Origin of the sequence: Sphingopyxis sp. LC363 (assembly GCF_000756385.1) — a bacterium.
Lineage (GTDB): Bacteria > Pseudomonadota > Alphaproteobacteria > Sphingomonadales > Sphingomonadaceae > Sphingopyxis.
Genome location: NZ_JNFC01000045.1, coordinates 87,855 through 112,193, shown reverse-complemented (window position 1 = coordinate 112,193; position 24,339 = coordinate 87,855). Strand labels below are relative to the sequence as shown.

Annotated in this window: 22 protein-coding genes and 3 tRNA genes; 12 read left to right on the top strand and 13 right to left on the bottom strand. The window is 64.7% G+C overall.

All coding sequences use genetic code 11. The features are described from left to right. Nucleotides 1–192: 192 nt before the first annotated feature. Complete coding sequence (locus FG95_RS15605) at nucleotides 193–522, bottom strand: UrcA family protein (protein WP_037557039.1); 330 nt, start codon at nucleotides 520–522, stop codon at nucleotides 193–195. Between the two features lie 276 nt (nucleotides 523–798). On the opposite strand from FG95_RS15605, the gene FG95_RS15600 reads away from it, so the two are divergent. The 6 genes from FG95_RS15600 to FG95_RS15575 all read left to right on the top strand — a co-directional run bounded on the left by FG95_RS15600 (nucleotide 799) and on the right by FG95_RS15575 (nucleotide 8,341). Continuing rightward, nucleotides 799–1,680 carry a glycine--tRNA ligase subunit alpha gene (locus FG95_RS15600; protein WP_052182447.1) on the top strand — a complete coding sequence of 294 codons (882 nt, stop codon included), beginning with the start codon at nucleotides 799–801 and terminating at the stop codon, nucleotides 1,678–1,680. After that, a complete protein-coding gene (gene glyS, locus FG95_RS15595) occupies nucleotides 1,677–3,758 on the top strand; it encodes a glycine--tRNA ligase subunit beta (RefSeq protein ID WP_037557172.1) in 2,082 nt (693 codons plus the stop codon). The genes FG95_RS15600 and glyS overlap by 4 nt, the downstream gene beginning before the upstream one ends. 27 nt (nucleotides 3,759–3,785) lie before the next feature. After that, nucleotides 3,786–4,247 carry a hypothetical protein gene (locus FG95_RS15590; RefSeq protein WP_037557038.1) on the top strand — a complete coding sequence of 154 codons (462 nt, stop codon included), beginning with the start codon at nucleotides 3,786–3,788 and terminating at the stop codon, nucleotides 4,245–4,247. Between the two features lie 87 nt (nucleotides 4,248–4,334). Next, nucleotides 4,335–6,995, top strand: a complete 2,661-nt coding sequence (gene ppdK / locus FG95_RS15585; protein ID WP_052182421.1) for a pyruvate, phosphate dikinase — start codon at nucleotides 4,335–4,337, stop codon at nucleotides 6,993–6,995. A 242-nt stretch (nucleotides 6,996–7,237) separates the two neighbouring features. Further along, a tRNA-Arg gene (locus FG95_RS15580) sits at nucleotides 7,238–7,314 on the top strand. Nucleotides 7,315–7,543: 229 nt separating this feature from the next. Continuing rightward, nucleotides 7,544–8,341 carry a Crp/Fnr family transcriptional regulator gene (locus tag FG95_RS15575; protein ID WP_052182420.1) on the top strand — a complete coding sequence of 266 codons (798 nt, stop codon included), beginning with the start codon at nucleotides 7,544–7,546 and terminating at the stop codon, nucleotides 8,339–8,341. A gap of 236 nt (nucleotides 8,342–8,577) precedes the next feature. Here the strand turns inward: FG95_RS15575 and FG95_RS15570 are convergent. Then, nucleotides 8,578–8,668, bottom strand: a tRNA-Ser gene (locus tag FG95_RS15570). A 130-nt stretch (nucleotides 8,669–8,798) separates the two neighbouring features. Between FG95_RS15570 and FG95_RS15565 the strand changes: the two genes are divergently transcribed. Then, on the top strand, nucleotides 8,799–9,803 hold the full coding sequence (locus tag FG95_RS15565; RefSeq protein WP_037557036.1) for a peptidylprolyl isomerase: 1,005 nt from the start codon (nucleotides 8,799–8,801) through the stop codon (nucleotides 9,801–9,803). Between the two features lie 5 nt (nucleotides 9,804–9,808). After that, the gene (locus FG95_RS15560; RefSeq protein WP_037557035.1) at nucleotides 9,809–10,123 is read left to right on the top strand and encodes a DUF1905 domain-containing protein; all 315 of its coding nucleotides are present in this window, start codon (nucleotides 9,809–9,811) and stop codon (nucleotides 10,121–10,123) included. Here the strand turns inward: FG95_RS15560 and FG95_RS21270 are convergent. Then, nucleotides 10,113–10,241 carry a hypothetical protein gene (locus FG95_RS21270; protein WP_268746864.1) on the bottom strand — a complete coding sequence of 43 codons (129 nt, stop codon included), beginning with the start codon at nucleotides 10,239–10,241 and terminating at the stop codon, nucleotides 10,113–10,115. The genes FG95_RS15560 and FG95_RS21270 overlap by 11 nt on opposite strands. 118 nt (nucleotides 10,242–10,359) lie before the next feature. Here FG95_RS21270 and FG95_RS15555 point away from each other — a divergent pair. Further along, nucleotides 10,360–10,434 (top strand) — tRNA-Thr (locus FG95_RS15555). 28 nt (nucleotides 10,435–10,462) lie between these two features. Here the strand turns inward: FG95_RS15555 and FG95_RS15550 are convergent. Continuing rightward, nucleotides 10,463–11,341 carry a LysR substrate-binding domain-containing protein gene (locus tag FG95_RS15550; protein ID WP_037557034.1) on the bottom strand — a complete coding sequence of 293 codons (879 nt, stop codon included), beginning with the start codon at nucleotides 11,339–11,341 and terminating at the stop codon, nucleotides 10,463–10,465. A gap of 141 nt (nucleotides 11,342–11,482) precedes the next feature. Here FG95_RS15550 and FG95_RS15545 point away from each other — a divergent pair, with 141 nt between their 5' ends. Then, nucleotides 11,483–13,804: a CDC48 family AAA ATPase gene (locus tag FG95_RS15545; protein WP_037557033.1), complete on the top strand. Its 2,322-nt coding sequence runs from the start codon at nucleotides 11,483–11,485 to the stop codon at nucleotides 13,802–13,804. On the opposite strand, the gene FG95_RS15540 is transcribed toward FG95_RS15545, so the two are convergent. Further along, nucleotides 13,801–15,114: an MFS transporter gene (locus tag FG95_RS15540; RefSeq protein ID WP_037557032.1), complete on the bottom strand. Its 1,314-nt coding sequence runs from the start codon at nucleotides 15,112–15,114 to the stop codon at nucleotides 13,801–13,803. The genes FG95_RS15545 and FG95_RS15540 overlap by 4 nt on opposite strands. A 147-nt stretch (nucleotides 15,115–15,261) precedes the next feature. On the opposite strand from FG95_RS15540, the gene FG95_RS15535 reads away from it, so the two are divergent. Next, nucleotides 15,262–15,900, top strand: coding sequence for a class I SAM-dependent methyltransferase (locus FG95_RS15535; protein WP_152567677.1), 639 nt, complete (start codon nucleotides 15,262–15,264; stop codon nucleotides 15,898–15,900). A 12-nt stretch (nucleotides 15,901–15,912) separates the two neighbouring features. Here the strand turns inward: FG95_RS15535 and FG95_RS15530 are convergent, their stop codons facing one another. Continuing rightward, nucleotides 15,913–17,160, bottom strand: a complete 1,248-nt coding sequence (locus FG95_RS15530) for a phospholipase D-like domain-containing protein (RefSeq protein WP_235211589.1) — start codon at nucleotides 17,158–17,160, stop codon at nucleotides 15,913–15,915. 77 nt (nucleotides 17,161–17,237) lie between these two features. Here FG95_RS15530 and rpoZ point away from each other — a divergent pair, with 77 nt between their 5' ends. Then, nucleotides 17,238–17,582, top strand: a complete 345-nt coding sequence (gene rpoZ, locus FG95_RS15525) for a DNA-directed RNA polymerase subunit omega (RefSeq protein WP_037557031.1) — start codon at nucleotides 17,238–17,240, stop codon at nucleotides 17,580–17,582. Between the two features lie 53 nt (nucleotides 17,583–17,635). Here the strand turns inward: rpoZ and FG95_RS15520 are convergent, their stop codons facing one another. From FG95_RS15520 to FG95_RS15490, 7 genes are all read right to left on the bottom strand, one after another. Further along, complete coding sequence (locus FG95_RS15520) at nucleotides 17,636–18,241, bottom strand: DUF3800 domain-containing protein (RefSeq protein ID WP_037557030.1); 606 nt, start codon at nucleotides 18,239–18,241, stop codon at nucleotides 17,636–17,638. 9 nt (nucleotides 18,242–18,250) lie between these two features. Then, a complete protein-coding gene (locus tag FG95_RS15515) occupies nucleotides 18,251–18,736 on the bottom strand; it encodes a hypothetical protein (protein ID WP_052182418.1) in 486 nt (161 codons plus the stop codon). Nucleotides 18,737–18,773: 37 nt separating this feature from the next. After that, complete coding sequence (locus tag FG95_RS15510) at nucleotides 18,774–19,184, bottom strand: hypothetical protein (protein ID WP_235211588.1); 411 nt, start codon at nucleotides 19,182–19,184, stop codon at nucleotides 18,774–18,776. 33 nt (nucleotides 19,185–19,217) lie between these two features. Continuing rightward, on the bottom strand, nucleotides 19,218–21,161 hold the full coding sequence (ftsH, locus tag FG95_RS15505) for an ATP-dependent zinc metalloprotease FtsH (protein ID WP_037557028.1): 1,944 nt from the start codon (nucleotides 21,159–21,161) through the stop codon (nucleotides 19,218–19,220). 83 nt (nucleotides 21,162–21,244) lie between these two features. After that, nucleotides 21,245–22,261, bottom strand: a complete 1,017-nt coding sequence (gene tilS / locus FG95_RS15500; protein ID WP_081933196.1) for a tRNA lysidine(34) synthetase TilS — start codon at nucleotides 22,259–22,261, stop codon at nucleotides 21,245–21,247. Then, on the bottom strand, nucleotides 22,215–23,165 hold the full coding sequence (locus FG95_RS15495; RefSeq protein ID WP_052182417.1) for a hypothetical protein: 951 nt from the start codon (nucleotides 23,163–23,165) through the stop codon (nucleotides 22,215–22,217). Before FG95_RS15495 ends, tilS begins: the two co-directional genes overlap by 47 nt. Nucleotides 23,166–23,313: 148 nt before the next feature. Continuing rightward, nucleotides 23,314–24,156, bottom strand: coding sequence for a helix-turn-helix domain-containing protein (locus FG95_RS15490; RefSeq protein WP_037557027.1), 843 nt, complete (start codon nucleotides 24,154–24,156; stop codon nucleotides 23,314–23,316). Between the last annotated feature and the right edge of the window lie 183 nt (nucleotides 24,157–24,339).

Sequence of the window (24,339 nt, the reverse complement as noted above, 5' to 3'; positions counted from 1 at the left end):
CTTCCCATAGACATCAATATGTCGCGATAGGGGAATTATTTGCTCGTCCTTTCGAACGGAGGGCAAAGATCGGATGGGACATTCGCTCCGGCGACAAGAGACTGGAGCGCCGTCGCATGGAGGACGCTCCAGCCCAAGTCGCCAGCCGTCACCGGGGAGGCACTGCGCGAGCGAATCCATCCGGATCCCCTCTTACCGGGTGGTATCGACCATAAGCAGCGCGAGCTTTGTTCCGTTCTGCGCCTGCGCGACGGCGCGTTCGACCTGCAGTTCGGCTTTCTCGATCGCATTCGATGCGCATGCCGACTGTCGAGCCTGCTCGGCAGTGCCGCGAAGGCCCGAGCGGCAAACGCTTCGCGCGGCGGTCTTGATGCGGGTGTCGAGGCGCTCGCGATCGGCGGTGCGGGTCAGGTCCAGGTCATCGATGCGGACTTCGGCGGTGGCATTTTCGCTCTCAGCCGCCATAGCGGGCGTTGCAACGGCGGTGAGCGAGAGAGCGAGGGTCAGCGTGCGGGTCATCATATCCATTCTCCTTGAATCGAGCGGTCGTGGTTAACTTGACCTGTCTTTATGTCAGGTGTCCATGACTATATGTCGTGATTCGCTGACCATGTCAATAACACCTTACAAAAAGTTCTGGAGACCTGACTGAATCGGATATTTTCGCGCTGTGGCGAACGGCGGGAAGCCTTGACCGTGCGCCGTCGCTGGGCCAATGCGGCGGCGATTTTTTGCACCTGCGAAGGGATTGCGGCTGTGGCCGACGGGGCGGACAAGACACCACTCAGTTTTCAGGACATGATCCTGACGCTGCACAATTACTGGAGCGCGCGCGGTTGCGCTATTTTGCAGCCCTATGACATGCGCGTAGGGGCGGGGACCTTTCACCCCGCGACAACGCTGCGCAGCTTGGGTCCCGAGCCGTGGAACGTTGCTTACGTGCAGCCGAGCCGCCGCCCGACCGACGGCCGCTATGGCGAGAACCCGAACCGCCTCCAGCATTATTACCAATATCAGGTGATCCTGAAGCCGTCGCCCGCCGACCTGCAGGAACAATATCTGGGCTCGCTCGCGGCGATCGGCATCGACCCGCTGCTCCACGACATCCGCTTTGTCGAGGACGACTGGGAATCGCCCACGCTCGGCGCGTGGGGTCTCGGCTGGGAAGTATGGTGCGACGGGATGGAAGTCACCCAGTTCACTTACTTCCAGCAGATGGGCGGCTTCGACTGCAAGCCCGTCGCGGGCGAGCTGACCTACGGGCTCGAACGCCTCGCCATGTATATCCAGAATGTCGACAATGTGTACGACCTGCGCTTTTCGGACGCGGTCGGCGACGTCGCGGCGGTGAGCTATGGCGATGTGTTCCTCGAGAACGAACGCCAATTCTCGAAGTGGAATTTCGAGGTGGCCGATACCGACACGCTGTTCGCAGGCTTCAAGGCGGCCGAGGCCGAATGCCAGCGCGCCATCGCGGCGAATGTCCCGCTTGCCGCCTATGATCAGGCGATCGAAGCGAGCCACCTCTTCAACCTCTTGCAGGCGCGCGGCGTGATCAGCGTGCAGGAACGCGCCAACTATATGGCGCGCGTCCGCGACCTCGCGAAGGGAAGCTGCAAGGCGTGGATCGACAGCCAGTCCGAACGCTGGACCGCAAAATATCCGGGGTGGACGCTGTGACCGATTTTCTTCTTGAACTGCGCAGCGAGGAAATCCCGGCGCGGATGCAGGCAGGGGCGCGGGCGGAGCTTGAAAAACTGTTCCGGGCGCAATTGAGCGCAGCCGGCCTCGAAACGGGCGAACTGACGATCTGGTCGACGCCCCGGCGGCTGACGCTGATCGCGCGCGATCTGCCCGAGGCGACCGCCGCCGTCAGCGAGGAACTCAAAGGCCCGCGCAGCAGCGCGCCGCCGCAGGCGCTCGAGGGGTTTCTCCGCAAGACCGGGCTGACGCAGGATCAGCTTGAGGAGCGCGATGGCGTTTATTTCGCCGTGATCGACAAGCCCGGACGCGCCACGTCTCGGGTCCTTACCGATACGATCGCGCATATCGTTCGGCACATGCCGTGGCCCAAGTCGATGCGCTGGGGCAAGGAAAGCGCGAGCAGCGAAAGCCTGCGCTGGGTCCGTCCACTGTCGGGCATTGTTGCCATTTTTGGCGAAGAGCTGGTGCCGTGCAAGATTGGCGGGATCGAGGCGGGTTTCGCGACGCGCGGCCACCGCTTCCACTGCCCGGGCGAAATCACCATCGGCTCGGCATCGGACTATGCGGAAAAGCTGCGCGCCTGCCACGTCATCGTCGACCATGAGGAACGGCAGGCGATCATCCGCGACGGCGCCGCGAAAGCTGCGGCCGACGCCGGGCTGACGCTAGTCGACGACGAGGGGCTGGTGATCGAGAATGCCGGACTCACCGAATGGCCGGCGCCCTTGCTCGGCCGCTTCGACGAAGCATTTCTGGAAGTGCCGCCCGAGGTCATCCAGCTGACGGCGCGCGTGAACCAGAAATATTTCGTCGTGAACGGGGCGGACGGGAAGCTCGCCAACGGCTTCGTCTGCACCGCAAACATCGACGCGGTCGACGGCGGCGCGGAGATCGTCGCGGGCAACCGCAAGGTGCTCGCCGCGCGCCTGTCCGACGCACGATTCTTCTGGGAACAGGATCAGAAGAAGACTCTCGCGCAGCACGCCGAAAAGCTCGCGAACATCACCTTCCATGAGAAGCTCGGCACCGTCGCCGACAAGGTCGAGCGCGTCGCGAAGCTTGCTGAATGGCTGGCGAGCGAAGGCATCGTCCCGAACTGCGACCCCGCGCTCGCGCGGCAGGCGGCCGAGCTGGCAAAGGCCGACCTCGTCACCGAAATGGTGGGCGAGTTCCCTGAACTGCAGGGCCTGATGGGCGGCTATTACGCCCGCGCCGAAGGCTTGCCCGATGCGGTCGCCGATGCGATCCGCGACCATTACAAGCCGGTCGGGCAGGGCGATGACGTGCCGACGGCGCCGGTGACGGTGGCTGTGGCGTTGGCGGACAAGCTGGATACGCTTTTTGGCTTCTTCCGCGAGGATATGTTCCCGACCGGATCGAAGGACCCGTTTGCGCTTAGGCGTGCGGGCATTTCTTCTTTGCGTCTAATTTTGCAAAACGGGCTGAAGCTATCGACCGACGCCGCGGCGACGCAGTGGCTTGGTCAAGTCGATCCGACTGCGCCGTTGAGTGAAACGCAAATTGCTGAACGCAAAATTCTGACAACGATCCCGGACTTTTTGACCGAGCGCTTGGCGGTTCAGTTGCGTGAAACCGGTGTGTCGGCGGATGTGGTGCAGGCTTCGCGCGAATGGAACAGTCGAGATGACACTCGGCTTGATCGCACGGAAGCTCGCGCTCGGGACTTGCAAGCATTCTTGGCGACCGAGGATGGCACCAATCTGCTCGCGGGCTACAAGCGCGCCGCGAATATCCTGAAGCAGGCGGGCGAGGTGAGCGGTACGGCCGCCGCGACGCCGCCGACCGAGGCCGACGGCGCGTTGCTTGCCGCGCTCGACGCCGCCGAGCCTGCAGCTTCCGCTGCCGTCGCCGAAGAGCGTTTCACCGACGCCATGGCCGCGCTCGCGTCGCTGCGCGCGCCGATCGACGCCTTTTTCGACGGTGTGATGGTCAACGACCCCGACGAAGCGGTCCGCGCCTATCGCCTCGGGCTGCTATCGCGCTTCACCGGCGCGGTGCACGGCGTCGCCGATTTCTCGAAGATCGAGGGATAGACGCGGCAGCGCGCGGGAAGGGGTGCCATGAACGAAACGCATCTCGTCTGGATCTTTGCGGTCGGCTTTCCGCTGTTCTTTGTCGCGATGTGGCTGCTCGTCACGCGCATCCTGTCGTTCGTGGGGTGGTCGAAATATCTCCCCGTCTTTGCATGGGATCGCCCGATCCCCGCCGATGCGCGGCGCTTTGCTTGGGCGACGATGGTCATCGGCCGTTTTCCGGGCGGGGTCAGCTACAAGAATGCGATGAACGTCTGGCTCGACCAGCGCGGCATCTATCTTCGTCCGCCGCTCTTCTTTCGCCTGTTCCACCCGCCGCTGCATATCGGTTGGGAGCAGATCGCGTCGATCGAGCCGCGCAAGACGCTGTGGATCAAGGCCTGGTCGCTCGCCTTTCGCCGCGACGTGCCGATCCTGACCTTTGGCGGCGGCGCAGGGCAGGCGATTTTCGAACATTGGCAGGCGCGTCATGGAGGCAGGCCAGCCTGACACCGCTAAAGCAAAACTGAGTCGACCCGGTCGCGGTTCGACCCTATTTCCCCGCCCACCTCCTCCCAGGGGCAGCAGGAGCATATGATGACGAAGATGGTGCATTTGTTCGGCGGCGCGGCCACGACGGCCGAGCGTTCGAAGGAATTGCTGGGCGGCAAGGGTTCCAACCTCGCCGAAATGGCCTCGATCGGCCTCCCGGTGCCCCCGGGCTTTACGATCACTACCGACGTCTGCACCGCTTATTATGCCAATGGCGAGCAATTCCCGGCCGGGCTGGTCGAGGATGTCGCGGCGGGCATCGCGCATATAGAGGGCATCACCGGCAAGCGCTTCGGCGACGCCGCGGATCCCTTGCTCGTCTCGGTCCGGTCGGGCGCGCGCGTTTCGATGCCTGGCATGATGGACACCGTCCTCAACCTCGGGCTCAACGATCGCACCGTCGTCGGTCTGTCGGAAGCCTCGGGTGATCCGCGCTTCGCGTGGGACAGCTATCGCCGCTTCGTGCAGATGTACGCCGACGTAGTCATGGGGCTCGACCATGCCGAGTTCGAGGAAGCGCTGGAGATCGCGAAGGAAGACAAGGGTTTCTACCTCGACACCGAGATGTCGGCCGAGGACTGGCAGGCGCTGGTCAAGGAATATCAGGCGATCGTCGAGCGCGAGACCGGCGCGCCGTTCCCGCAGGAGCCCAACGACCAGCTCTGGGGTGCGGTTGGCGCGGTGTTCGCAAGCTGGGAAAGCGACCGCGCGAAAGTCTATCGCCGCCTGAACTCGATCCCCGGCGAATGGGGCACCGCGGTCAATGTGCAGGCGATGGTATTCGGCAATATGGGCGATACTTCGGCAACCGGCGTCGCCTTCACGCGCGACCCCGCGACCGGCGAGCGCGCCTGGTACGGCGAATGGCTGATCAACGCGCAGGGCGAAGACGTCGTCGCGGGCATCCGCACGCCGCAATATCTCACCAAGATCGCGCGCGAGAAGGCGGGCGCCAAACCGCTGTCGATGGAAGAGGCGATGCCCGAGACCTTCGGCGAACTCGGCCGCGTCTTCGACACGCTCGAAACCCATTATCGCGACATGCAGGACATCGAGTTCACCGTCGAACGCGGAACCTTGTGGATGCTGCAGACGCGCTCGGGCAAGCGCACCGCCAAGGCGGCGCTGCGTATCGCGGTTGAAATGGCGGCTGAGGGGCTGATTTCTGAAGAGGAAGCGGTGCAGCGCGTCGATCCTGGCGCGCTCGACCAACTGCTCCATCCGACGCTCGACCCCAACGCGCCGCGCGACGTCCTTACCAAGGGACTTCCTGCAAGCCCCGGCGCGGCATCGGGCATGATCATGTTCGACGCCGATAGCGCGGAGAAGGCGGCCGGAATGGGCGAGGCGGTGATCCTCGTTCGTGTCGAGACGAGCCCCGAGGACATCCACGGCATGCACGCCGCCAAGGGTATTCTCACCGCGCGCGGCGGGATGACCAGCCACGCGGCGGTGGTCGCGCGCGGCATGGGCCGCCCCTGCGTTTCGGGCGCCGGCGGGCTGTCGATCGACAGCGCGGCGCGGGTGCTGCGGGTCGGCGGGCGTGAACTGCGCGAAGGCGACATCCTGACGCTCGACGGATCGACCGGCGAGGTGATGGCGGGTGAGGTTCCGACGCTGCTTCCCGAACTGGTGGGCGATTTCGGCACGCTGATGGGCTGGGCCGACAAGGTGCGCCGGATGAAGGTGCGCACCAATGCCGAGACCCCGGCGGACGCACAGGTGGCGCGCGACTTTGGCGCCGAAGGCATCGGGCTCTGCCGCACCGAACATATGTTCTTCGACGCCGCGCGCATTACCGCGGTGCGCGAGATGATCCTTGCCGACAGCGAGGACGGCCGCCGCGCCGCGCTTGCGAAGCTGCTCCCCGAACAGCGCGGCGACTTTGCCGCGATCTTCGGCGTGATGGCGGGCTTGCCGGTGACGATCCGCCTGCTCGATCCGCCGCTCCACGAATTCCTGCCGACGCGCGAAGAGGATTTCGCCGACGTCGCTGCCGCCGCGGGGGTAGGGATCGAGGCGCTGAAGGCGCGCGCGAACGAGCTGCACGAGTTCAACCCGATGCTCGGCCATCGCGGCTGTCGCTTGGGTGTCACCTATCCCGAAATCTACGAGATGCAGGCGCGCGCGATCTTTGAGGCCGCGTGCGACGTCGCCGCCGAAACCGGCGCCGCGCCTATCCCCGAGGTGATGATCCCGCTGGTGGCGACGCGCCGCGAATTCGACCTGATGAAGGCGGTCGTCGACGCGCAGGCGAGAGCGGTGTTCGCCGAAAAGGGCCGCGAGATCGCCTATCTCGTCGGCACGATGATCGAACTGCCGCGCGCCGCGCTGATGGCGGGCGAGATCGCCGAAAGCGCCGAATTTTTCAGCTTCGGCACCAACGACCTCACCCAGACGACGATCGGCATCAGCCGCGACGATGCGGGGCGCTTCCTGACGCAATATGTCGACAAGGGCATTTTCGTCACAGATCCCTTCGTCAGCCTCGACGTCGAGGGCGTCGGCCAGCTCATCGAGCTCGCCGCCGAACGCGGCCGCAGCACGCGCGCGGGCATCAAGCTCGGCATTTGCGGCGAGCATGGCGGCGACGCGCCGAGCATCCATTTCTGCGAAAAGACCGGCCTCGACTATGTCAGCGCCTCGCCCTACCGCGTGCCGATCGCGCGCCTGGCGGCGGCGCAGGCGGCGCTGAAGGCGAAATAGCACGCTTGCCGGCGGTGGGTGATTGCGGCCGGGGGAGGACTTCTCCCGGCCACGGCACCAACGCGCCGGCGAAAGCTGCGGTTTCGAATCATTGTCGCGCGCGCCGGCCGCTGCTGGTGGAAGGGCCGCGCGGAAATCGGCGCGCAGGATGTACTCCGCGACCAATAATCCGTCCGAGCGGTCATAAAGCTGAAATAGGGGGTTGCGCCCCCGGGCACTGGCCCTTAAAGGCGCCTCTCCACGCACCCGTAGCTCAGCTGGATAGAGCATCAGACTACGAATCTGAGGGTCGGGCGTTCGAATCGCTCCGGGTGCGCCATTCCCTCCCTCCGGCCGGTCGCTGGACAGGTATCGGGAATTTTCTCCCAAGATTGACGCATTCTTGAAGCCGCCTCTCGCAGCGGATTCTGCGCTGCTCGCGCCTGTAAGCCGACGTGGGTCAAGGGGGCCTGCCGGCGCCTATTCATCAGTGTTGCAGCAACTTAACATGGGTGAATGTCCGCGCGGCGCGTAACGCGCATCTGGTCTCTCGAATCCAAGGGGGACGCATGGGGCTGGCTGAAATCGTGAACGCGCTGCTGACCCCGCGGGAGCGGTTGGTCTGGGAAGCCAGCCTGGCGCGCAACGCGCGTGAATATATGAAAGGCGCCGACCTCGCCCGCGAAGGCGAAAAGCCCGTGGCGCTCCGGATTGTCCTGGCGGGCTGGGCGCAGAAATATAAACAGATGCCCGACGGTCGGCGGCAAATCCTGGGGCTGGTCCTGCCGGGCGAACTTTGCGACCTCGATCTCTTCACCGTCGCGCGCACCGATCATTCGATCGCCGCGGTGCGCCGCCTGTCGGTCGCGGAGATCGGCCGGGCGGACGCGCAGCGCCTTTTCGAACAATGTCCGAATCTGGCGCCGGCGCTGTGCTGGGCCGCGATCGTCGGCGCGGCGGTCCAGCGCGAATGGACGATCAACATTGGACAGCGAAACGCGCTCGAGCGCGTGGCCCAGCTTCTTTGCGAAATCTATGTGCGACAGCACGACATCCCGTCTGCTGGCGGCGGGGCCTGCGACTTTCTGCTCACCCAGGGACAGATGGCGGAAGCGATGGGGCTGACGCAGGTGCATGTCAACCGTATCGTCCAGCAACTCCGCCTCCGCTGCGCGGTGGAGGTTCGCAATATGCGGCTGGAAATTCCGGATTTCCAGCAGTTGGCGGCTTTGGCCTCGTTCAACGCCACCTATCTTCATCTGGGGGAAGCGGCGACATTGGTCGAACGCGTGAAGATGTTATTCCTGTCGGACCTTGACAGGCCGGACCGGCCGAACGGCGACGGCGCGATTTCGCCGACTGTCTGACGGAGACCGACTCTCCGCGTCAGCGAACGATCGGCGGGGGGGTCGAGATGCAAGAAGGGCCCTGCGTTGCGGCAGGGCCCTTCAGTCCTCTTGTATATGGCTACGCAAGAGGATGCTCATCAACCGTCCCGGGTCGCAGGTCGGTATCCGTGAAGCGATCATTAGCCTAGATGCGGCCCTTCTCTTGCAACATAGATTATAGCCGACGCGAAAAGGCAGCAGTGAGAAGAATGGGGTGGCGGAGCGGGAGGGATTCGAACCCTCGATACGCTTTTGACGTATACTCACTTTCCAGGCGAGCGCCTTCGACCACTCGGCCACCGCTCCGCACGCACCCCGGTCGTTTCGTGCGACGCACGAAGCGTGAATCGGGTGCTCAACCAATTCGCACTGGAAGGGGCGCCCTAATCGCTTGGCAGGGCTTTCGCAAGCCGGTTGGGCGTGGCAGACATCGATCATGAAACATCTGCTTCTGACAGCCGCTGCTGCCGCGTCGCTCATCCTTCCTGTGGCCGCTTCGGAGCCGTCGGCCATCCCGTCGCCGGGAGAAATTGCCGAGGCCGCACCCACTGCCGACTGGATCGCCATCGCTCCATCCGACCTCTTGGTGATGGATCTCGCGCCCGATGCGAAGGGCAAGCCGCGGCGCGTCGTCATCCAGTTGATGCCCGCGCCGTTCAGCCAGGGCTGGATCGGCAATATCCGCAAGCTCGCCGCGGCGCATTGGTGGGACGGGACGAGCATCAACCGCGTGCAGGACAATTATGTCGTGCAATGGGGCGACGCGACCGAGAAGAAGGTGCTGCCGGAGGGGTTGGCGGCGGTGCCGGAGAGAGAATATCAGGTTCGCGATACGGCCAAAGTCATGTCGATCATCGAGACGATACATGGCAACAAGGAGCGGCTCAAGGCGCTGGTCAAAGAGCAGCGAAGGTCCGACCCTCCCGTAATTTACGCGCCGGACATGCGGACAAAGGTCGATCCCTATGCGGACTTCCAAGGTTTTGCTGATGGATGGCCGGTAGCGGGAAGTACGGGCTTGTGGCCCATCCATTGCTACGGCGCCGTCGGCGTCGGTCGAAACATGTCACCGGACACCGGCAGCGGCGCCGAACTTTATGCTGTTATAGGACATGCGCCGCGCCATCTTGATCGCAACATCGCGGTCGTCGGCCGCGTCATCAGCGGCATCGAGCATCTGTCGAGCCTGCCGCGCGGGACGGAGGCGCTCGGCTTCTATAAAGCCGAGGCCGAGCGCACGCTCATTGCGTCGATCCGCATCGCGAGCGAATTACCTGCCGTCGAACAACCCAAATTCGAATATCTATCGACCGAAAGCGACAGCTTCGCGCGCTATGCCGATGCGCGCGCCAACCGGCGCGATCCCTTCTTCATTCGCCCCGCGGGCGGCGCCGATATTTGCAATATCCCGGTTCCCGTTCGTCCGGTCGCGGCGAAATAGGGTCGGTGGAGGCTTTTACCGTCAAGACGCCGCTCTGGCGCTGGCAATCCGCGACCGCGCCTGCCGCATGGTTTTTCGTGACAATAGCGGGCGAGGCGGCTGACGGCATTCGCCTTGCTGCAATATCGGGTCAATGGCTCAATGGACGCAAGGGGTTCGGCTCGGCGCGCGTCGACGCGAGAATCGGCGACACCCGATGGAAAACGTCGGTGTTCCCGCACAAGGAAAGCGGCGGCTGGTTGCTGCCGGTCAAGGCGATGGTCCGCAAGGCGGAAGGTCTTGCGGAGGGCGATCAAGTGACCGTGACGGTCAGTCTTTAGGCGGGGTTTCGGCCTTCGCGTCGCGCGCCTGCGCCTTGCGTTTGCGCAGATTGGCGCGCAACGCTTCGGCGAGGCGGCGTTCGCGTTCTAGATCGGCGGGGGGGGGCGTTTTGCTCACGAGCGTGGCCATGCCCGCGAAATCGCCGCATCGTCAAGCCTCGCATCTTGACAGGCGAGGGACGCCCCGCCATAGGCCGCGCCTGCCCAGCGAACATGCGTTGGCGGGCAGTCCGGTTGCTGCTGTAGCTCAGTGGTAGAGCGCGTCATTGGTAATGACGAGGTCGACAGTTCAATCCTGTCCAGCAGCACCATTTCCCCGCATTCGAGACGATCGGCGCGTCAGATCCTGGCGGCGAGCAGCCAGTCGTGGAACAGCTTGACCGCCGGCTGACGCAGCGCGCGCGGGCGGCACACGAACCAATAGCTGTAGGGACTGTCGACGTCGAAGTCGAACAGGCGGACGAGGCGCGGGTCGTGCGCATCGTCGAAGTGGTGGCCGTGCATGAAGGCGACGCCGATGCCCTGCGCGGCCGCCTCCAGCATCAGCGGACCCGAATCGAAATAGTCGGTCCCGGCGGGCTCAAGATAGGGCATGCCGATCGCTTTCTTCCATTCGAGGAAGGTCTCGGGCATTTCCCTGTGGAGCAGGACGGTCATCCGCTGCATCTGTTCGGGCACCGTTATCGGGCGGTCGCCGTCGGCCAGCGTTCGCGACGCGATCGGGAACACCTTGTCTTGATCGAGACGCGCCGCGTAAAGCATCGGGTCAATTGAGCGGGCGAGCGCGATGGCCGCGTCGATGCCTTCGCCGAGGCGCGCTTCGCCGTGCGACATGGTGTCGATATCGATGTGCAGTTCGGGATGCTGGCGCCTGAGTTCGGGAAGGCGCGGGAACAGCCTTTGCTGCGCGAACAGCGGCAGGACGTTGAGATGGAGGCGGAGCGATGCGTCGGGGCTGCCGGCCTGGCCGATCACCGCGCGCAGTTCATCGACAAGTGGCGACAATTGCTCGTGCAGGGCGCGCCCGGTCTCGGTGAGGCTGAGTCCGTGGTGATGGCGGTTGAACAGTGGGCGCCCCACGGCATGTTCGAGCGTCTGGATGCGGCGCGACAGCGCGGGCATCGACAGACCAAGTTCGAGCGCCGCCGCCTTGACAGTGCCGTGGCGGGCCACCTCGAGAAAGGCTTCCATGCTGCTGAGGGGAGGAAGGCGTGGCATATCGGCTGGCGATGATGGCATGGGCCCGCCCGACATGCCAGAATTTTGTGCAGTGCGTCATAGATCGACGGCGAAGCGGGGTCGCAAATCGGGAACGACAACCTATGTTTCGCATTCTGACCTTATTGAGGGAGACGCGCATTGGCCGAAGCGGCAGTGAAAGAAAAACAGGTGAAACTGCAGGTGGCGAATTCGCGCGCCGAGGAAAGCGGCGGTGGCATCGCCCGCATTCCGCGCTCTGCGATGGCTGAACTTGGCGTTACCGAAGGCGATATCATCGAGATCAGCGGCAAGCGGCAGACGGCCTCGCGCGTTGTGGCACCCTATGCGGAAGACGAGGGGCTGGAGGTTATCCGCCTCGATGGCTTGCAGCGCGCCAACGCTGGCGCGGGCGCGGGCGACATGGTGGTCCTGACCCGCGTCGAGGCCCGCCCCGCGACCCGCGTGGTGTTCGCACCGGCACAGGAAAATCTTCGGCTTCAGGGTTCGGCGAACGCACTGAAGCGCAGCTTTTTTGGCCGTCCGGTCGTCGCAGGCGATACGGTCGCGACTGCGGGACAGCAGCGGCTGCCGTCGGGTGATATGCCGCCGCAGCTTCGCCAAATGCTCAACGCGCCAGCCTATGCGCTCGCCGAAGTGCGCCTGCTCGTTGTGTCGGCGAGCCCCAAGGGCGTTGTTTTCGTCGACGAGAATACCGAAATCGAATTGCTCCCCGAATATCAGGAGCCGCAGGACGCCCGCCGCACTGATGTCACCTACGACGACCTCGGCGGGCTGGGCGAAACGATCGACCAGTTACGCGAGATGGTCGAACTGCCGCTGCGTTATCCTGAACTTTTCCGGCGTCTTGGCGTCGATCCGCCGCGCGGCGTGCTCCTCCACGGCCCGCCGGGAACGGGCAAGACGCGGCTCGCACGCGCCGTTGCCAATGAGAGCGAAGCGCAATTCTTCCTGATCAACGGGCCCGAGATCATGGGCAGCGCCTATGGCGAGTCCGAAAAGCGGTTGCGCGATATTTTCGAGCAGGCGGCGAAGTCGGCTCCTTCGATCCTGTTCATCGACGAGATCGATTCGATCGCGCCGAAGCGCGGGCAGGTGCAGGGCGAGGCCGAAAAGCGGCTGGTGGCGCAGTTGCTGACGCTGATGGACGGGCTCGAACCGCGGACGAATCTGGTCGTCATTGCCGCCACCAATCGCCCCGACGCGATCGACGAGGCGCTGCGCCGTCCCGGTCGTTTTGACCGCGAGATCGTGATCGGCGTTCCCGACGAGAAGGGGCGCCGCGAGATATTGGGTATCCACACGCGCGGCATGCCGCTCGCCGACAATGTCGATCTGGACGAGCTGTCGCGAACGACCTTCGGTTTCGTTGGCGCCGATATGGCGGCGCTGACACGCGAAGCAGCGATCGAAGCCGTTCGCCGGATCATGCCCAAGCTCAATCTCGAGGAAGGGACGATCCCCCCCGAGGTGCTCGAGGAATTGCGCGTGACGCGCGAGGACTTCAACAATGCGCTGAAACGCGTCCAGCCGTCGGCGATGCGCGAAGTGATGGTGCAGGCACCCAAGACGCGCTGGAGCGACATCGGGGGCCTCGACGCGGCGCGGGACAAGCTGATCGAAGGGATCGAGCTGCCGCTGAAGAATCCCGAGGCGTTCCGGCGACTGGGCATCCGTCCGGCGAAGGGCTTTCTGCTCTATGGCCCGCCCGGAACCGGCAAGACCCTACTCGCCAAGGCCGCGGCGCGCGAATCGGACGCGAACTTCATCTCGATCAAATCGTCGGACCTCTTGTCGAAATGGTATGGCGAGAGCGAGCAGCAGATCGCGCGCCTGTTTCAGCGTGCGCGAGCCGTCGCACCGACGATCATTTTTATCGATGAGCTCGATAGCCTGGTTCCCGCGCGGGGCAGCGGAACATCGGGCGAACCGCAGGTGACCGAACGCGTCGTCAACACGATCCTCGCTGAGATGGATGGGATCGAGGAGATGCAATCGGTCGTCGTCATCGGCGCGACGAACCGCCCGAACCTGATCGACCCCGCGCTGCTGCGCCCGGGGCGGCTTGACGAACTCATCTACGTCTCGGTGCCGAATGGCGAGGGGCGCAAGCGCATCCTCGAAATCCAGACGGCGAAGATGCCGCTCGCGGACGACGTCGATCTAGGCGTCCTCGCCGAAAAATCCGATCGCTTCACCGGCGCCGACCTGGAGGATCTGACCCGGCGTGCGGGTCTTGCGGCGCTCAAGCGCTCAATGGGCAGCGATACGGTGATGATGGAGGACTTCGAGGCCGCGCTCAAGGACACCCGCGCTTCGGTGACCGAAGCGATGGAGCGGGACTATGAAAAGATCCAGGGCGAGATCAAGCAGGCCGCAATGAGCATCGACCCGATCGGCTTCTTCGCACCCGGCATGCTCAAGCCCGTCCGCGAGCGGAAGCATGAGGAACCGAAAGACTAGGACGCTTGGGGCTGGTTCTGTCTCAGCGCCGACCAGCCCCACAGGATCAGCCAGCCGCAGAAGCCTGCCATCAGGCCATATGCGACCATGGGATGCCAGTTGTAGAGCAGCACGCCGATGGCGGGCGATACGATATAGGCCGAGCCGTTGATGGACGCGGTCATGCCGGCGACCGCTCCTTGATCGCGCCGCGGAACCGAGAGCGAGGCGCCGGCGGTGAAGCCGGGCCGGAACAGGCCGAAACCGAGCGAGGCGAGGGCAAAACCGATGATGATGCCGTGGAAGTCATAAGACAGCCCGGTCATCACGGTCCCGAGCCCGCCGAGCGCCGATCCGCACAGCACCGCAGTCCGCGGCGACATTTTTAGCAAGGGAATCAACCCCCATTGCGAAAGCAATGTCGCGAATGCGCCCGCCATCAGCACGATCCCTGTCATCGCAGCACCCTCGTCGGGGCTTAGGCGGAGGTGCAGGCGGTCGAGGATCAGGAAGCCGATTACCCCGAGCATCATCGCCTGCGCCTGCCCGCCGAAGAAGCCCGCGAGCAGCCACGGGCGCACGCGCTTGTCCGCCCAGCGGAGTGTCTCCGGTGTGATGTCGGTTCGGTCGAGGTCCTGCTCTTCGTCTTCGTCGGCGGCGGTCTGCGGAGATCCCGCGGTCGTGGGATAAGAGGCGATCGCCCCGCGCGCCGCAAAGCGCGGGACATCGTTGGGCAGACGCCAGCGTAGCGCGATGAGCACGGCCAAGCCGATCAGCGCGAAGACCAGGAGCGGGCCGGCGAGGCCGACAATGGGAAGGATGAAGAAGGGAGCGATCGCCGGGCCGATGACGGTGCCTAATCCGAAGGATGAGGATACGAGCGACAGCGCCTGCGTACGCTGTTCGGGGTCGGTGCGTGCGGCGACGTAGGCCTGCACCGCGGGGGGCGCAGCCGAGCCGAACCCGCCGTAGAGGCTGCGGAACAGCGCAAAGAGGATGAAGGTCATGCCCGCTGCCAACCAGCCTTCGAGCCCCGACCAGAGCACGAAGCCACACAGCGCCATCGACGAAAGGAAGCCGATGACGCCCAGCGCCATCAGCGCCTTGCGTCCACGTTTGTCCGATTGGCGCGCCCAGTGCGGTGCGGTGAGCACCCAGAGCAGCGCCGACCAGCTGAACGCGAGGCTGACCCACACGTCGGGAATGTGCAGCTTGGCGCCGATGGCGGGCAGGATCGACTGCATCGCGGTATTGCCCGCTGCTGCGACGAGCATGACGGCAAACAGCACCGCCATGCGGTCCGAGGGGATGGAATGCGATGTCGTCGCCATGTCCGCCCCCTCTTTGTTGCCTTCGGTAACGTGGCTTCTCCCTACACGCGAGCGTCCCGCTGTCCAGAGTCAAGACAGACTCTTTCCTTGCGCGACCGTCACGATTTTGCCACGCATTTGATCAACCGCAACAACGCGAAAGCCATCATGACCAATCCGCGGGCGCAGGCCCAACAAACGAAAGTCCCGCTGGCCCGCCGGCTGCGCGTGGGCCTCAAACGCTTTTTCGGGCCGTGGGGCATGTTCGTGCGCGGCTTCATCAAGCACCCGGTCATGGTGGGATCGATCGTGCCGTCGTCGCCGACGCTGATCCGCCATATGCTGAAGCCCGTCGACTGGAAGAATACCAAGCTGTTCGTCGAATATGGTCCGGGCGTGGGTACATTCTGCCGTCCGGTCCTCGAACGGATGACGGGCGACGCGACGCTGATCGCGATCGATACCAACGAGGACTTCATCGATTATCTTCGGGGGGATATCCGCGACAGCCGCTTTATCGCGGTTCATGGCTCAGCGGCGGACGTCGAGGAAATTATCCGCGCGCATGGCTTCGAAAAGGCCGATTATGTCCTCTCCGGTCTGCCATTCTCGACGCTGCCCGCCGGCGTCGGCCCCGCCATCGCAGCGGCGACGCACCGCGTATTACGTCCGGGCGGCGCTTTCCTCGTCTATCAATTCCGCGCCCGCGCGCGTGATTTCCTCGCGGCGCACTTCAACCGCATCGACAATGCGTTCGAATGGGTCAATGTCCCGCCCTGCTTCCTCTTCTGGGGCTGGAAGGACTGAACGTCCAAGGGACTAAACTTCCGGGTCAGGATCGCCGAGCCCGAAGTTGAGTTTTCGCGACACCGTATAATCGACGACGCCGACGACGAACCAGGCGAGCGTCCAGCGCAGCCGCGTCAGCCAGCTGCCGCGCGCCTTGTGCGATTGCGACGTGATGATCTCGCAGTCGGGCCGCAGCGCCGCGAGGAAGTTGCGCATCCTTTCGGCGAAGCCCGCGTCGGCGATCCGCACCATCACTTCGACGTTCACGAACAGGCTGCGCACGTCGAAATTGGCCGATCCGATATAAACGACATCGTCGATGACGATCAGCTTCATGTGCAGCCGGCACGGCCGATATTCCCAGACCTCGCCGGTCTTGCGCAGCAGATAGCCATAGAGCAGCCGCGACGCGCCGATCGTTGCCGGATTGTCCGACTTGCCCGCCATCACGAACCGCGCGCGGCCGCGCCGCGCGACGCGGCCGAGCCGGCGCAGCATTCCCTGGCCCGGCGAGAAATAGGCCATCGCCATATCGAGCTGCCGCGCATCATCAAGGTCGGCGCGAACCGCGCGCGCCCAGGGAGAGAGACGCTGCGTCGGGCCCCCGACGAGCCACGAGACAGCCTCGCCATCGACCGGCCATTCGCGGATCAGCCGTCGCAGGGTCAGCACCTTGCCGTCGTCGTTGACGGTGTAATCGTGGATCTCGGCGAACCATCGCGCAGCTTGTATGACCGTCGGGCCCTTCACGATCATGCCGATGTCGAACCAGCAGTCGCTGCGGGGCGGGCTCAGATAATCGTCGGCAATGTTAAACCCGCCGGTAACCGCAATATAGTCGTCGATCAGGATCAGCTTTTGATGATTGCGGATCAGATAGGTCGACCGCCAGCGGCGCGAGAAGAAGGTAACACTGCCGCCCGCTTCGCGGAGTGGGGCGAACAGGCTGTCGGGCGTGTCGCCCGAGCCGAAACTATCAATTACCGCACGGACGCGGACGCCGCGTTCCGCAGCGAGGAGCATGGCATCGAGAATGCGCCGACCCGCCGCGTCGCCCTTAAAGATATACATGATGAGGTCGATGCTGTGCGCCGCCCCGTTGATCAGATCGAGCAGCCGTGTCAGCCGGTCGCCGCCGTCGAAGAGCAGTTCGATCCGGTGGCCTGCGACATCCGCCGTCAAGCTCTGGTGCAGATCGGCGGGGGGGCAGGCGTCGGTCATCAACCGCTCATAGGCTGGTGGCCGTAAGGGCTGCAAGAGCGCCGCTTTGGTTGACATTGGCGGGCCTCCCTGCTAGCGCGCAGCGCTTGCTGCCATGCCCCAAAGGCTGGCCTCTCCGATATTAAGGAAACAACATGGCCCGCGTTACCGTCGAGGATTGCGTCGACAAGATTTCCAACCGCTTCGACCTGGTTCTGCTTTCGGCGCACCGCGCGCGCGAAATCTCGGGCGGTTCGGAACTGACCGTCGACCGCGACCGCGACAAGAATCCCGTCGTCGCGCTGCGCGAGATCGCCGAACAGACGATTCGTCCCAAGGATCTGCAGGAAACGCTCGTCGGTTCGATGCAGAAGGTCGTCGTTGACGATGACGACACGCCCGATGAAATCAGCTCGATCAGCCGCTCGGCCGAAGCGCTGCGTCTGACCGCGGCGGCGCCGCCGCGCAGTCCTGCCGGCGGTGGCGGCGACTTCGAATAAGCGCTGCTGACAATTGATTACCAACGGGGCCGCAGGAAACTGCGGCCCTTTTGTCAATCAACGTGCGTCAGTTCGGCGATCCGGATCGCCTTCGAGGCAAGCATCGGCTCCAGAATGCGCTGGATGCGGTGCGCGCGCGGCGAGCCGACCGCGATGTTGAACAGGCTGTTGGCGATCACATCGGCAATCTGGACCCCGTCGCTGCGGCGGCTGTCTGCGAGCGAGGCGCGCCCCCACTGACCGAGCCCGGCCTGAATCTCCTCGCGGACATGCGACAGGATTTTGGGATCGTAGCGCCCGTCGTCGATCACGACGTCGGTGCAGACGCCTCCCGTTTCCGGAAGCCAGTGGCCGACCGCGCTGTTGAGCAACGCGCCGTAGAGCGCGAGATCACTCGGCAGGGTGCCGCCCGGATTCTGCGCCAGCTTCTTGCGCTCGGCGACCGCGACCCACGCCCTGCCGCCGGCGCGGTCGAACAGTTCGAGCAGGTAGGCGCGTTCGACGAGGCTGATGCGGCTGCCCTTGAGTTCGCCGCGAAGCCCGGTGACGCCGCGGAAGCGATCGTGGATTTCGGTCGCTGTCTGGGGTGTGAGCATCACTGCCGAGAAGGTCATCGCGCCGGCGTTGAGCCCGCCCGATTCGTCGCAATAGATCGTCATTCCGAGGGGTTACCGCACACGCCCGAAAAAGGCGACCGTGCGTGTCTGGCCGGGCGCGACCGCGTCGGCCCACTTCCAGCGGACATGCGTAACGTCGGCCGCGGTGGCCGGGCGGGCCGCTCCGCCTTCGACCGGCACCGCCAAATCGGAAAGCGGCGCAAATTGCTTGCCGCCGTCGACCGAGACGCCGAAACCCGCTTCGTCGTCGGTGCCGTCGAACAACAGCGCTTGCGGGATCGGATTGGCGATCACCACGCCCGATGCGGGTTCCGCGCCGTTATTGGTGAAGGCGAGCGAGATGCGCACCCGGTCGCCCGGTACGACGACGTCCGGCGTGAGGTACGTCTTCGTCGCGGGCTTTCCGTCTGTGGCAGAGATCGATTTTTCGAGTTCGACCTTGCTGGTCAGCGTGCCTGTGTTCTGCGCCAGCGCCGGCGGGGCGCCGACCGCCAGAAGCGCTGCCGCCGCCCGAATGCCCCACTTCTTGCCCGTCATCGCTTCCTCCCTGGTCCTCGCCAGCATCTTTGGCGCATCAGGCAGGGCAGGGATAGCGCTTCTTCATGAGCGCGTCGAAGGCCGAGTAGATGCTGACCTTCCGCCGTACGGAAACCGGATAGCTGCGCAGGTGCGACAGCCATTGATCGGGGCTGACATCGCCCGACTCAGGCGGACAACTCGTCGTCTTGCGGCCGGCGCGGCGTTCGGCGTCGATCCGTGCCTTGTAGCGTTTGCCTGCCGCGATGACCTCGCCCTTGAGCTGATGGCCTTGCGGCGTCGCGAGCGCGAGCGGACCGAGCCGCTCGATCGACGCCGCGCGTGCGAGAAACGCCGCCACGCTCATGTCACCCGGCGCCATGGCACAGAGAAGGGGAGCGGTAAGCAGGACAGGCAGGAGGCGCGCATGTTTCGCGTTGATCATGCGCCGCCACTTGCCCCCAGCCAATGAATGATCCTTGAAGCAAGCCAGGCCGAAGCCCTATGCGCCCTGCGGATTGGCGTCGCCGAACGGGCGCGGCTTGCGCTTGATCTGCGGGATACCGCCGGCATGTCCCGAAACCGGCGTGCCGCGCTTGTCGGCGTCGTCCTCGCGGCCGATATCCTCGCCCTTGATCGCGCGCTTCGCTTCCTCGCCCGACAGCGTTTCATATTCCAGCAGTGCGCCGGCAAGCAGGTGGAGTTCGTCGAGATGGTCGGTAAGCACCTTGCGAGCGACATTTTCGCCTTCCTCGACGAGGCGGCGAACCTCGGCGTCGATCAACTTGGCTGTCTCTTCGGACATATTCTGCGCCCGCGACACGCTGTGGCCGAGGAAGACCTCGTCCTGGTTGTCGCGATAGCGCAGCCAGCCCAATTTTTCGGACATGCCATATTCCATGACCATCGCGCGGGCCATGTCGGTCGCCTGCTGAATGTCGTTCGAGGCGCCGGTGTTGAGCTCGTCCTTGCCGTAGATCAGCTGCTCGGCGATGCGGCCGCCGAAGCAGAGCGCGAGGCGCGCTTTCATCTGCTTCATATTCTGCGAATAGCGATCGCGTTCGGGCAGGTTCCACGTCACGCCCAGCGCGCGTCCGCGCGGGATGATCGTGACCTTGTGGAGCGGGTCGTTATGCTCGACGTGGAGCGAGACCAGCGCGTGACCGGCTTCGTGATAGGCGGTTGCCTTCTTTTCGTCCTCGGTCATCACCATCGAGCGACGCTCGGCGCCCATCATCACCTTGTCTTTCGCTTCCTCGAACTCGTTCGAGGCGATCAGGCGCTTGCCCTTGCGCGCGGCGAGCAGCGCCGCTTCGTTACAAAGATTTGCCAGATCGGCGCCCGAGAATCCCGGAGTGCCGCGCGCGATGCGGCGGAGGTCGACATCGGGCGCGAGCGGCTTCTTGCGCGTGTGGACTTCGAGGATTTTCTGGCGGCCCTCGATATCGGGGCGCGGCACGACGACCTGGCGGTCGAAGCGGCCCGGACGCAGCAGCGCGGGATCGAGCACGTCGGGGCGGTTGGTCGCCGCGACGATGATGATGCCTTCGTTCGCCTCGAAGCCGTCCATCTCAACCAAGAGCTGGTTCAGCGTCTGCTCGCGCTCGTCATTGCCGTTGCCGAGGCCGGCGCCACGGTGGCGGCCGACCGCGTCGATTTCATCGATGAAGACGATGCACGGCGCGTTGCGCTTCGCCTGTTCGAACATGTCGCGGACGCGCGAAGCACCAACGCCGACGAACATTTCGACGAAGTCCGAACCCGAAATGGTGAAGAATGGCACGCCTGCTTCACCCGCGATCGCGCGGGCGAGCAAGGTTTTGCCGGTGCCAGGCGAGCCGACGAGCAGCGCGCCCTTCGGGATCTGGCCGCCGAGTTTCGAGAATTTGGTCGGATCCTTCAGGAATTCGACGATTTCCTCGAGCTCTTCGCGCGCCTCGTCGATGCCCGCGACGTCGTCGAAGGTGACGCGGCCCTGCTTTTCGGTGAGCATCTTGGCGCGCGACTTGCCGAAGCCCATCGCGCCCGAGCCGTTATTCTTCTGCACCTGGCGGAAGACGAAGAAGGCGATGCCGAGGATCAGCAGGAAGGGCAGCGACTGGACGAGCATATACATCCAGAAATTCGGCACTTCGGCCGCCTTTCCGTCATATTTGACGCCATTTTCGTTGAGCATCTTGAGCAGTTCGGGATCGCGCACGACGTTGGCGGTAAAGCGGTCGCCGTTCGACAGCGTGCCGGTCACCTTGTCTTCGGAGAGCACGACGTCCTTGACGCTGCCTTCCTCGACCTTCTGGCGGAACTCCGAATAGGCGAGCGGACTGCCCGCGGGCTGCGCGGCGCCGCCGAACATCGAGGCGACGAGGAGCATGGCGAGCAGGATGCCGCTCCAGATCATCACGCTCTTCATCCAGGGGTTGCCCTGCGGTTCCTTGTCGTCCTGCATTCGGAATCTTTCCTGTCGCCCGCGAACATCGCGAAGCTGATACCGACAAGATAGGATAATCGGGTTAAATGACAATGAGGCAATCAGCCCTTTTTGTCGGTCCTGACCCCAATGTTCCGCCGCGGTGCCGCGGAAATGCGCCAGATCGTCCCTTCGAGCCCGCGCACGGCGTCGATCAGTAGTTCGCCGACCATTGCGCGGCGGCCCTGGTGCATCGCGGCGATGACGCCGTCGAGCGAGGCACCGCGCAGGACGAGCTGCGGCGCGTTGGCGCGCAGGCGCTGCGCGACGATGCGGCGGAACATTTCGGGCGGATAGCCATCGTCGCGGATCACCGCGATGTCCGACGCGTCGGGCCATGACGCGATCAGCCGCTCGACCGCCCAGTCGAGCGCCTCGTCGGCCTCGGCCAGCCACGCCGCCGACCGCGCCGACGCGACCGGGTCGAGCGCCGTCTGCGATCGCAGCGCATGGCGGAGACGTGCGCGGTCGAAGCGATCGTCGCTGTTCGACGGATCGTCCACGAAGGGAAGGTCGTTTTCGAGTGCGACCTGCACCAGCTCGCTGCGCCGCCAGTCGAGCAGCGGGCGCAGGATCAGGCCGTTCTTCGCGCGGATCGCGGCGAGCCCGCCGACACCGCTCGACCGGTTGAGCCGCATCACGATCGTTTCGAGCTGGTCGTCGGCGTGATGCGCGGTGACGATATGGTCGAGCGCGTTTGCCTCGCGCCATTGTTCGAGCAGGCGGTAGCGTTCGGCGCGCGCAGCGGCCTGCTGCGATCCCGTGATCGGCGCCGGCGGACGCAGCGTCGAATGCGGGATATGCTCGCGCGCGCAGAATCCCGCGACCATCCGCGCTTCGTCGTCCGATCCCTTGCGCAGACCATGATCTACCGTCGCCGCCCAGACCTGGCCGGGCAGCAGGCTGGTCATCAGCCAGAGCAGTGCCATGCTGTCAGGCCCGCCCGACACCGCGACGCCGAAATGGAGCCGGTGCCAGTCGGGGCCGAGCAGCGCCGCGATATCGCCGGCGAGCCGGCCGGCGACGTCGCGATCAGCAGCCTGCTTTTGCTTTTGCGGCGGCAGCATCGGTGCGAACATCCTGCGGCGCCTTGTCGCCATAGACTTCGTCGAGCTCGCGGAACGCCTTGCAGGCGTCAGCCTTCCGACCGAGCTTGTCGAGCGCGATGCCCATATAGACGAGGCTGTGCGGCGCGCGCGGGCCGCTCGGGCGGTCCTTGTAATTATTGTAGAAGGCGACCGCGGCGAGGCTCGGCTTGCCTTCGTCGAGATAGGCGCGGCCGAGGAGATTTTGCGCAAAGCTTGCATAGCTGCTCTTCGGCCATTTTTCGGCGACCGTCTTCAGCTGTGCCTGCGCTTCGGGATAGAGCTTCGCGTCCCACAGGCGATAGCCATAGTCATAGGCGTCCTTGGTCTCGTTGCCCGTCGACGGCACTTCGACCTTCTTGACGAGCGCGAGCCGGGCCGCGTCGGGTGCGCCGGGCTTTGCCGCGGGCTTGCTGGCGGGCTTTTTCGTCGGCGTCGCGTTGGCAGCCGCTGGTGCCCTTACCACGGGGGCGAGGCTCGCGGGGGTTGCGGTCGGGTCGCCCGCTGCCGGATCGACCGCTGCTGGATCGGCGAAGCGCTTGTCCATTTCGGCCTTGTAGGCGGTGAACGCCTTTTCGAGTTCGCGCAGATGATAGGCATTCTGCTCGGTCTGGCCGGTGAGCGTCTGCAGCTGGGCTTCGAGCGCATCGACGCGCGCGGTCAGGTCGATCACCGGGGCGTTGGTGCGCGAACGCTCGCCAGGCGTATTGTCGGGCGCGATCTCGCCTTCGAAAAAGGTCGGGCTGCCGCCGGGAAAGACCGAGCGTTGGACCGCCCGCATTTCCTTTTCGAGCCGCTCGACGCGCTTGCCGATATTATTGTCCTGCGCCGCCGCCGGCATCGCCGCCGCGAGCGCGATCGTTGCCGCTCCGAGGAAAGTGATCTGACGCATCATCATCTGCCGTTAGGTCCCCACTGATTAACCAATTTCGCCGTCCATAACGCGGCAATCGGCGCCAGCGCAAACCCATTTCGGCGCGCTGTCTTTCGAACCGGTCCGAACGACCGGCGTTTCGGCCCCTGTTTGCCCTTGGTTGCCGCGGCCGTCAGCCGTTGGGGCGCGGCCCCGCGGGGACTGCCGCGCCGTCGCCTCCGGTGCGCGCGACAAGATCGGCGGGTTTCAGCGACACGCCCTTGACGAGCGTATCGGCGGGTCCGATCGATCCGACATCGCGACCGCCGACCGTGACTCGCAGCGCTTGCGGGATGCTCGTGCGCAGCGTGAATTGTTCGATATAGGCGGGCGGCACCTGATAGACTTCGCCCGCCTCGAGCGTGCGCCAATTCTCGGTCTTGCCCGTCGCATCGTCGAAGCCGATCCAGACTTCCGACAGGCCGGTCAGCACGACCGGCGCGTTGGCCGCGACCGCTCCCGCCTTGGTTGCGGGCGTCGCGGCTGCGTCGCTCTGCGGCGCTTCGGATTCGTCGGCGGCGCGATTCTGCGCGGCGATCAAAGCCTCGTCGGGTTCGACCGACAGGAAACGCCAGACGCCATAGGCCGATGCGAGCAGCAGCGTGACGATAACCAGCGTCCAGGTCAGCCGCGCGGTCGGCAGACGCGCGGGATCGGTCGGCTCATAGGCTTCGTAAAGCGGCCGCGAGCCATATTCGTCGTCTTCGAGTTCCTGACGCACCGCAGCGCCGATTTCGGCCTCGGGCAAATCGACGGCGCGGGCATAGGCGCGCGCGAAACCGGTGACATAGGTCCGGCCCGGAAGTTCCGAAAAGTCGGACTTTTCGATCGCGGCGAGATGACGCTGGGTAATGCGCGTGCGCGTCGCCACGTCGGCGAGCGACAGACCAGCCGCTTCCCGCGCCAGCCGAAGCCGATCGCCGGTGCGCGTGATCGCCAACTCGCCCTGTTCGGGGGCGACGTCCTCATCCGTCATTGCTGTCTCCGTGCCGGCCGTTTGACCCAGGTTCGACCGTGTCGCCCGTTCATCGCATTGCCGACGCGAGAAAGTCAAATGAAGTTCGGTAAACGGACGGTTTGAAAAGAAGCGGATTTTGGAGTTGGGGAAACTGGTTCTGGATCGAACTGGACCCGCAGTGAGAGTTGCCCGAGCAGACGG

Coding starts and splice junctions, on each gene's coding strand:
- FG95_RS15590 (WP_037557038.1), top strand. CDS start 3,786: ATGAACGAAACGCATCTCGTCTGGATCTTTGCGGTCGGCTTTCCGCTG.
- FG95_RS15540 (WP_037557032.1), bottom strand. CDS start 15,114: ATGGCGACGACATCGCATTCCATCCCCTCGGACCGCATGGCGGTGCTG.
- FG95_RS15520 (WP_037557030.1), bottom strand. CDS start 18,241: ATGACGATCTATTGCGACGAATCGGGCGGGCTCAACGCCGGCGCGATG.
- FG95_RS15565 (WP_037557036.1), top strand. CDS start 8,799: ATGAAACATCTGCTTCTGACAGCCGCTGCTGCCGCGTCGCTCATCCTT.
- ppdK (WP_052182421.1), top strand. CDS start 4,335: ATGACGAAGATGGTGCATTTGTTCGGCGGCGCGGCCACGACGGCCGAG.
- tilS (WP_081933196.1), bottom strand. CDS start 22,261: ATGTTCGCACCGATGCTGCCGCCGCAAAAGCAAAAGCAGGCTGCTGAT.
- FG95_RS15575 (WP_052182420.1), top strand. CDS start 7,544: ATGGGGCTGGCTGAAATCGTGAACGCGCTGCTGACCCCGCGGGAGCGG.
- rpoZ (WP_037557031.1), top strand. CDS start 17,238: ATGGCCCGCGTTACCGTCGAGGATTGCGTCGACAAGATTTCCAACCGC.
- FG95_RS15535 (WP_152567677.1), top strand. CDS start 15,262: ATGACCAATCCGCGGGCGCAGGCCCAACAAACGAAAGTCCCGCTGGCC.
- FG95_RS15490 (WP_037557027.1), bottom strand. CDS start 24,156: ATGACGGATGAGGACGTCGCCCCCGAACAGGGCGAGTTGGCGATCACG.
- FG95_RS15600 (WP_052182447.1), top strand. CDS start 799: ATGATCCTGACGCTGCACAATTACTGGAGCGCGCGCGGTTGCGCTATT.
- FG95_RS15515 (WP_052182418.1), bottom strand. CDS start 18,736: ATGACGGGCAAGAAGTGGGGCATTCGGGCGGCGGCAGCGCTTCTGGCG.
- FG95_RS15605 (WP_037557039.1), bottom strand. CDS start 522: ATGATGACCCGCACGCTGACCCTCGCTCTCTCGCTCACCGCCGTTGCA.
- FG95_RS15530 (WP_235211589.1), bottom strand. CDS start 17,160: ATGTCAACCAAAGCGGCGCTCTTGCAGCCCTTACGGCCACCAGCCTAT.
- FG95_RS15495 (WP_052182417.1), bottom strand. CDS start 23,165: ATGATGATGCGTCAGATCACTTTCCTCGGAGCGGCAACGATCGCGCTC.
- FG95_RS15550 (WP_037557034.1), bottom strand. CDS start 11,341: ATGCCACGCCTTCCTCCCCTCAGCAGCATGGAAGCCTTTCTCGAGGTG.
- ftsH (WP_037557028.1), bottom strand. CDS start 21,161: ATGCAGGACGACAAGGAACCGCAGGGCAACCCCTGGATGAAGAGCGTG.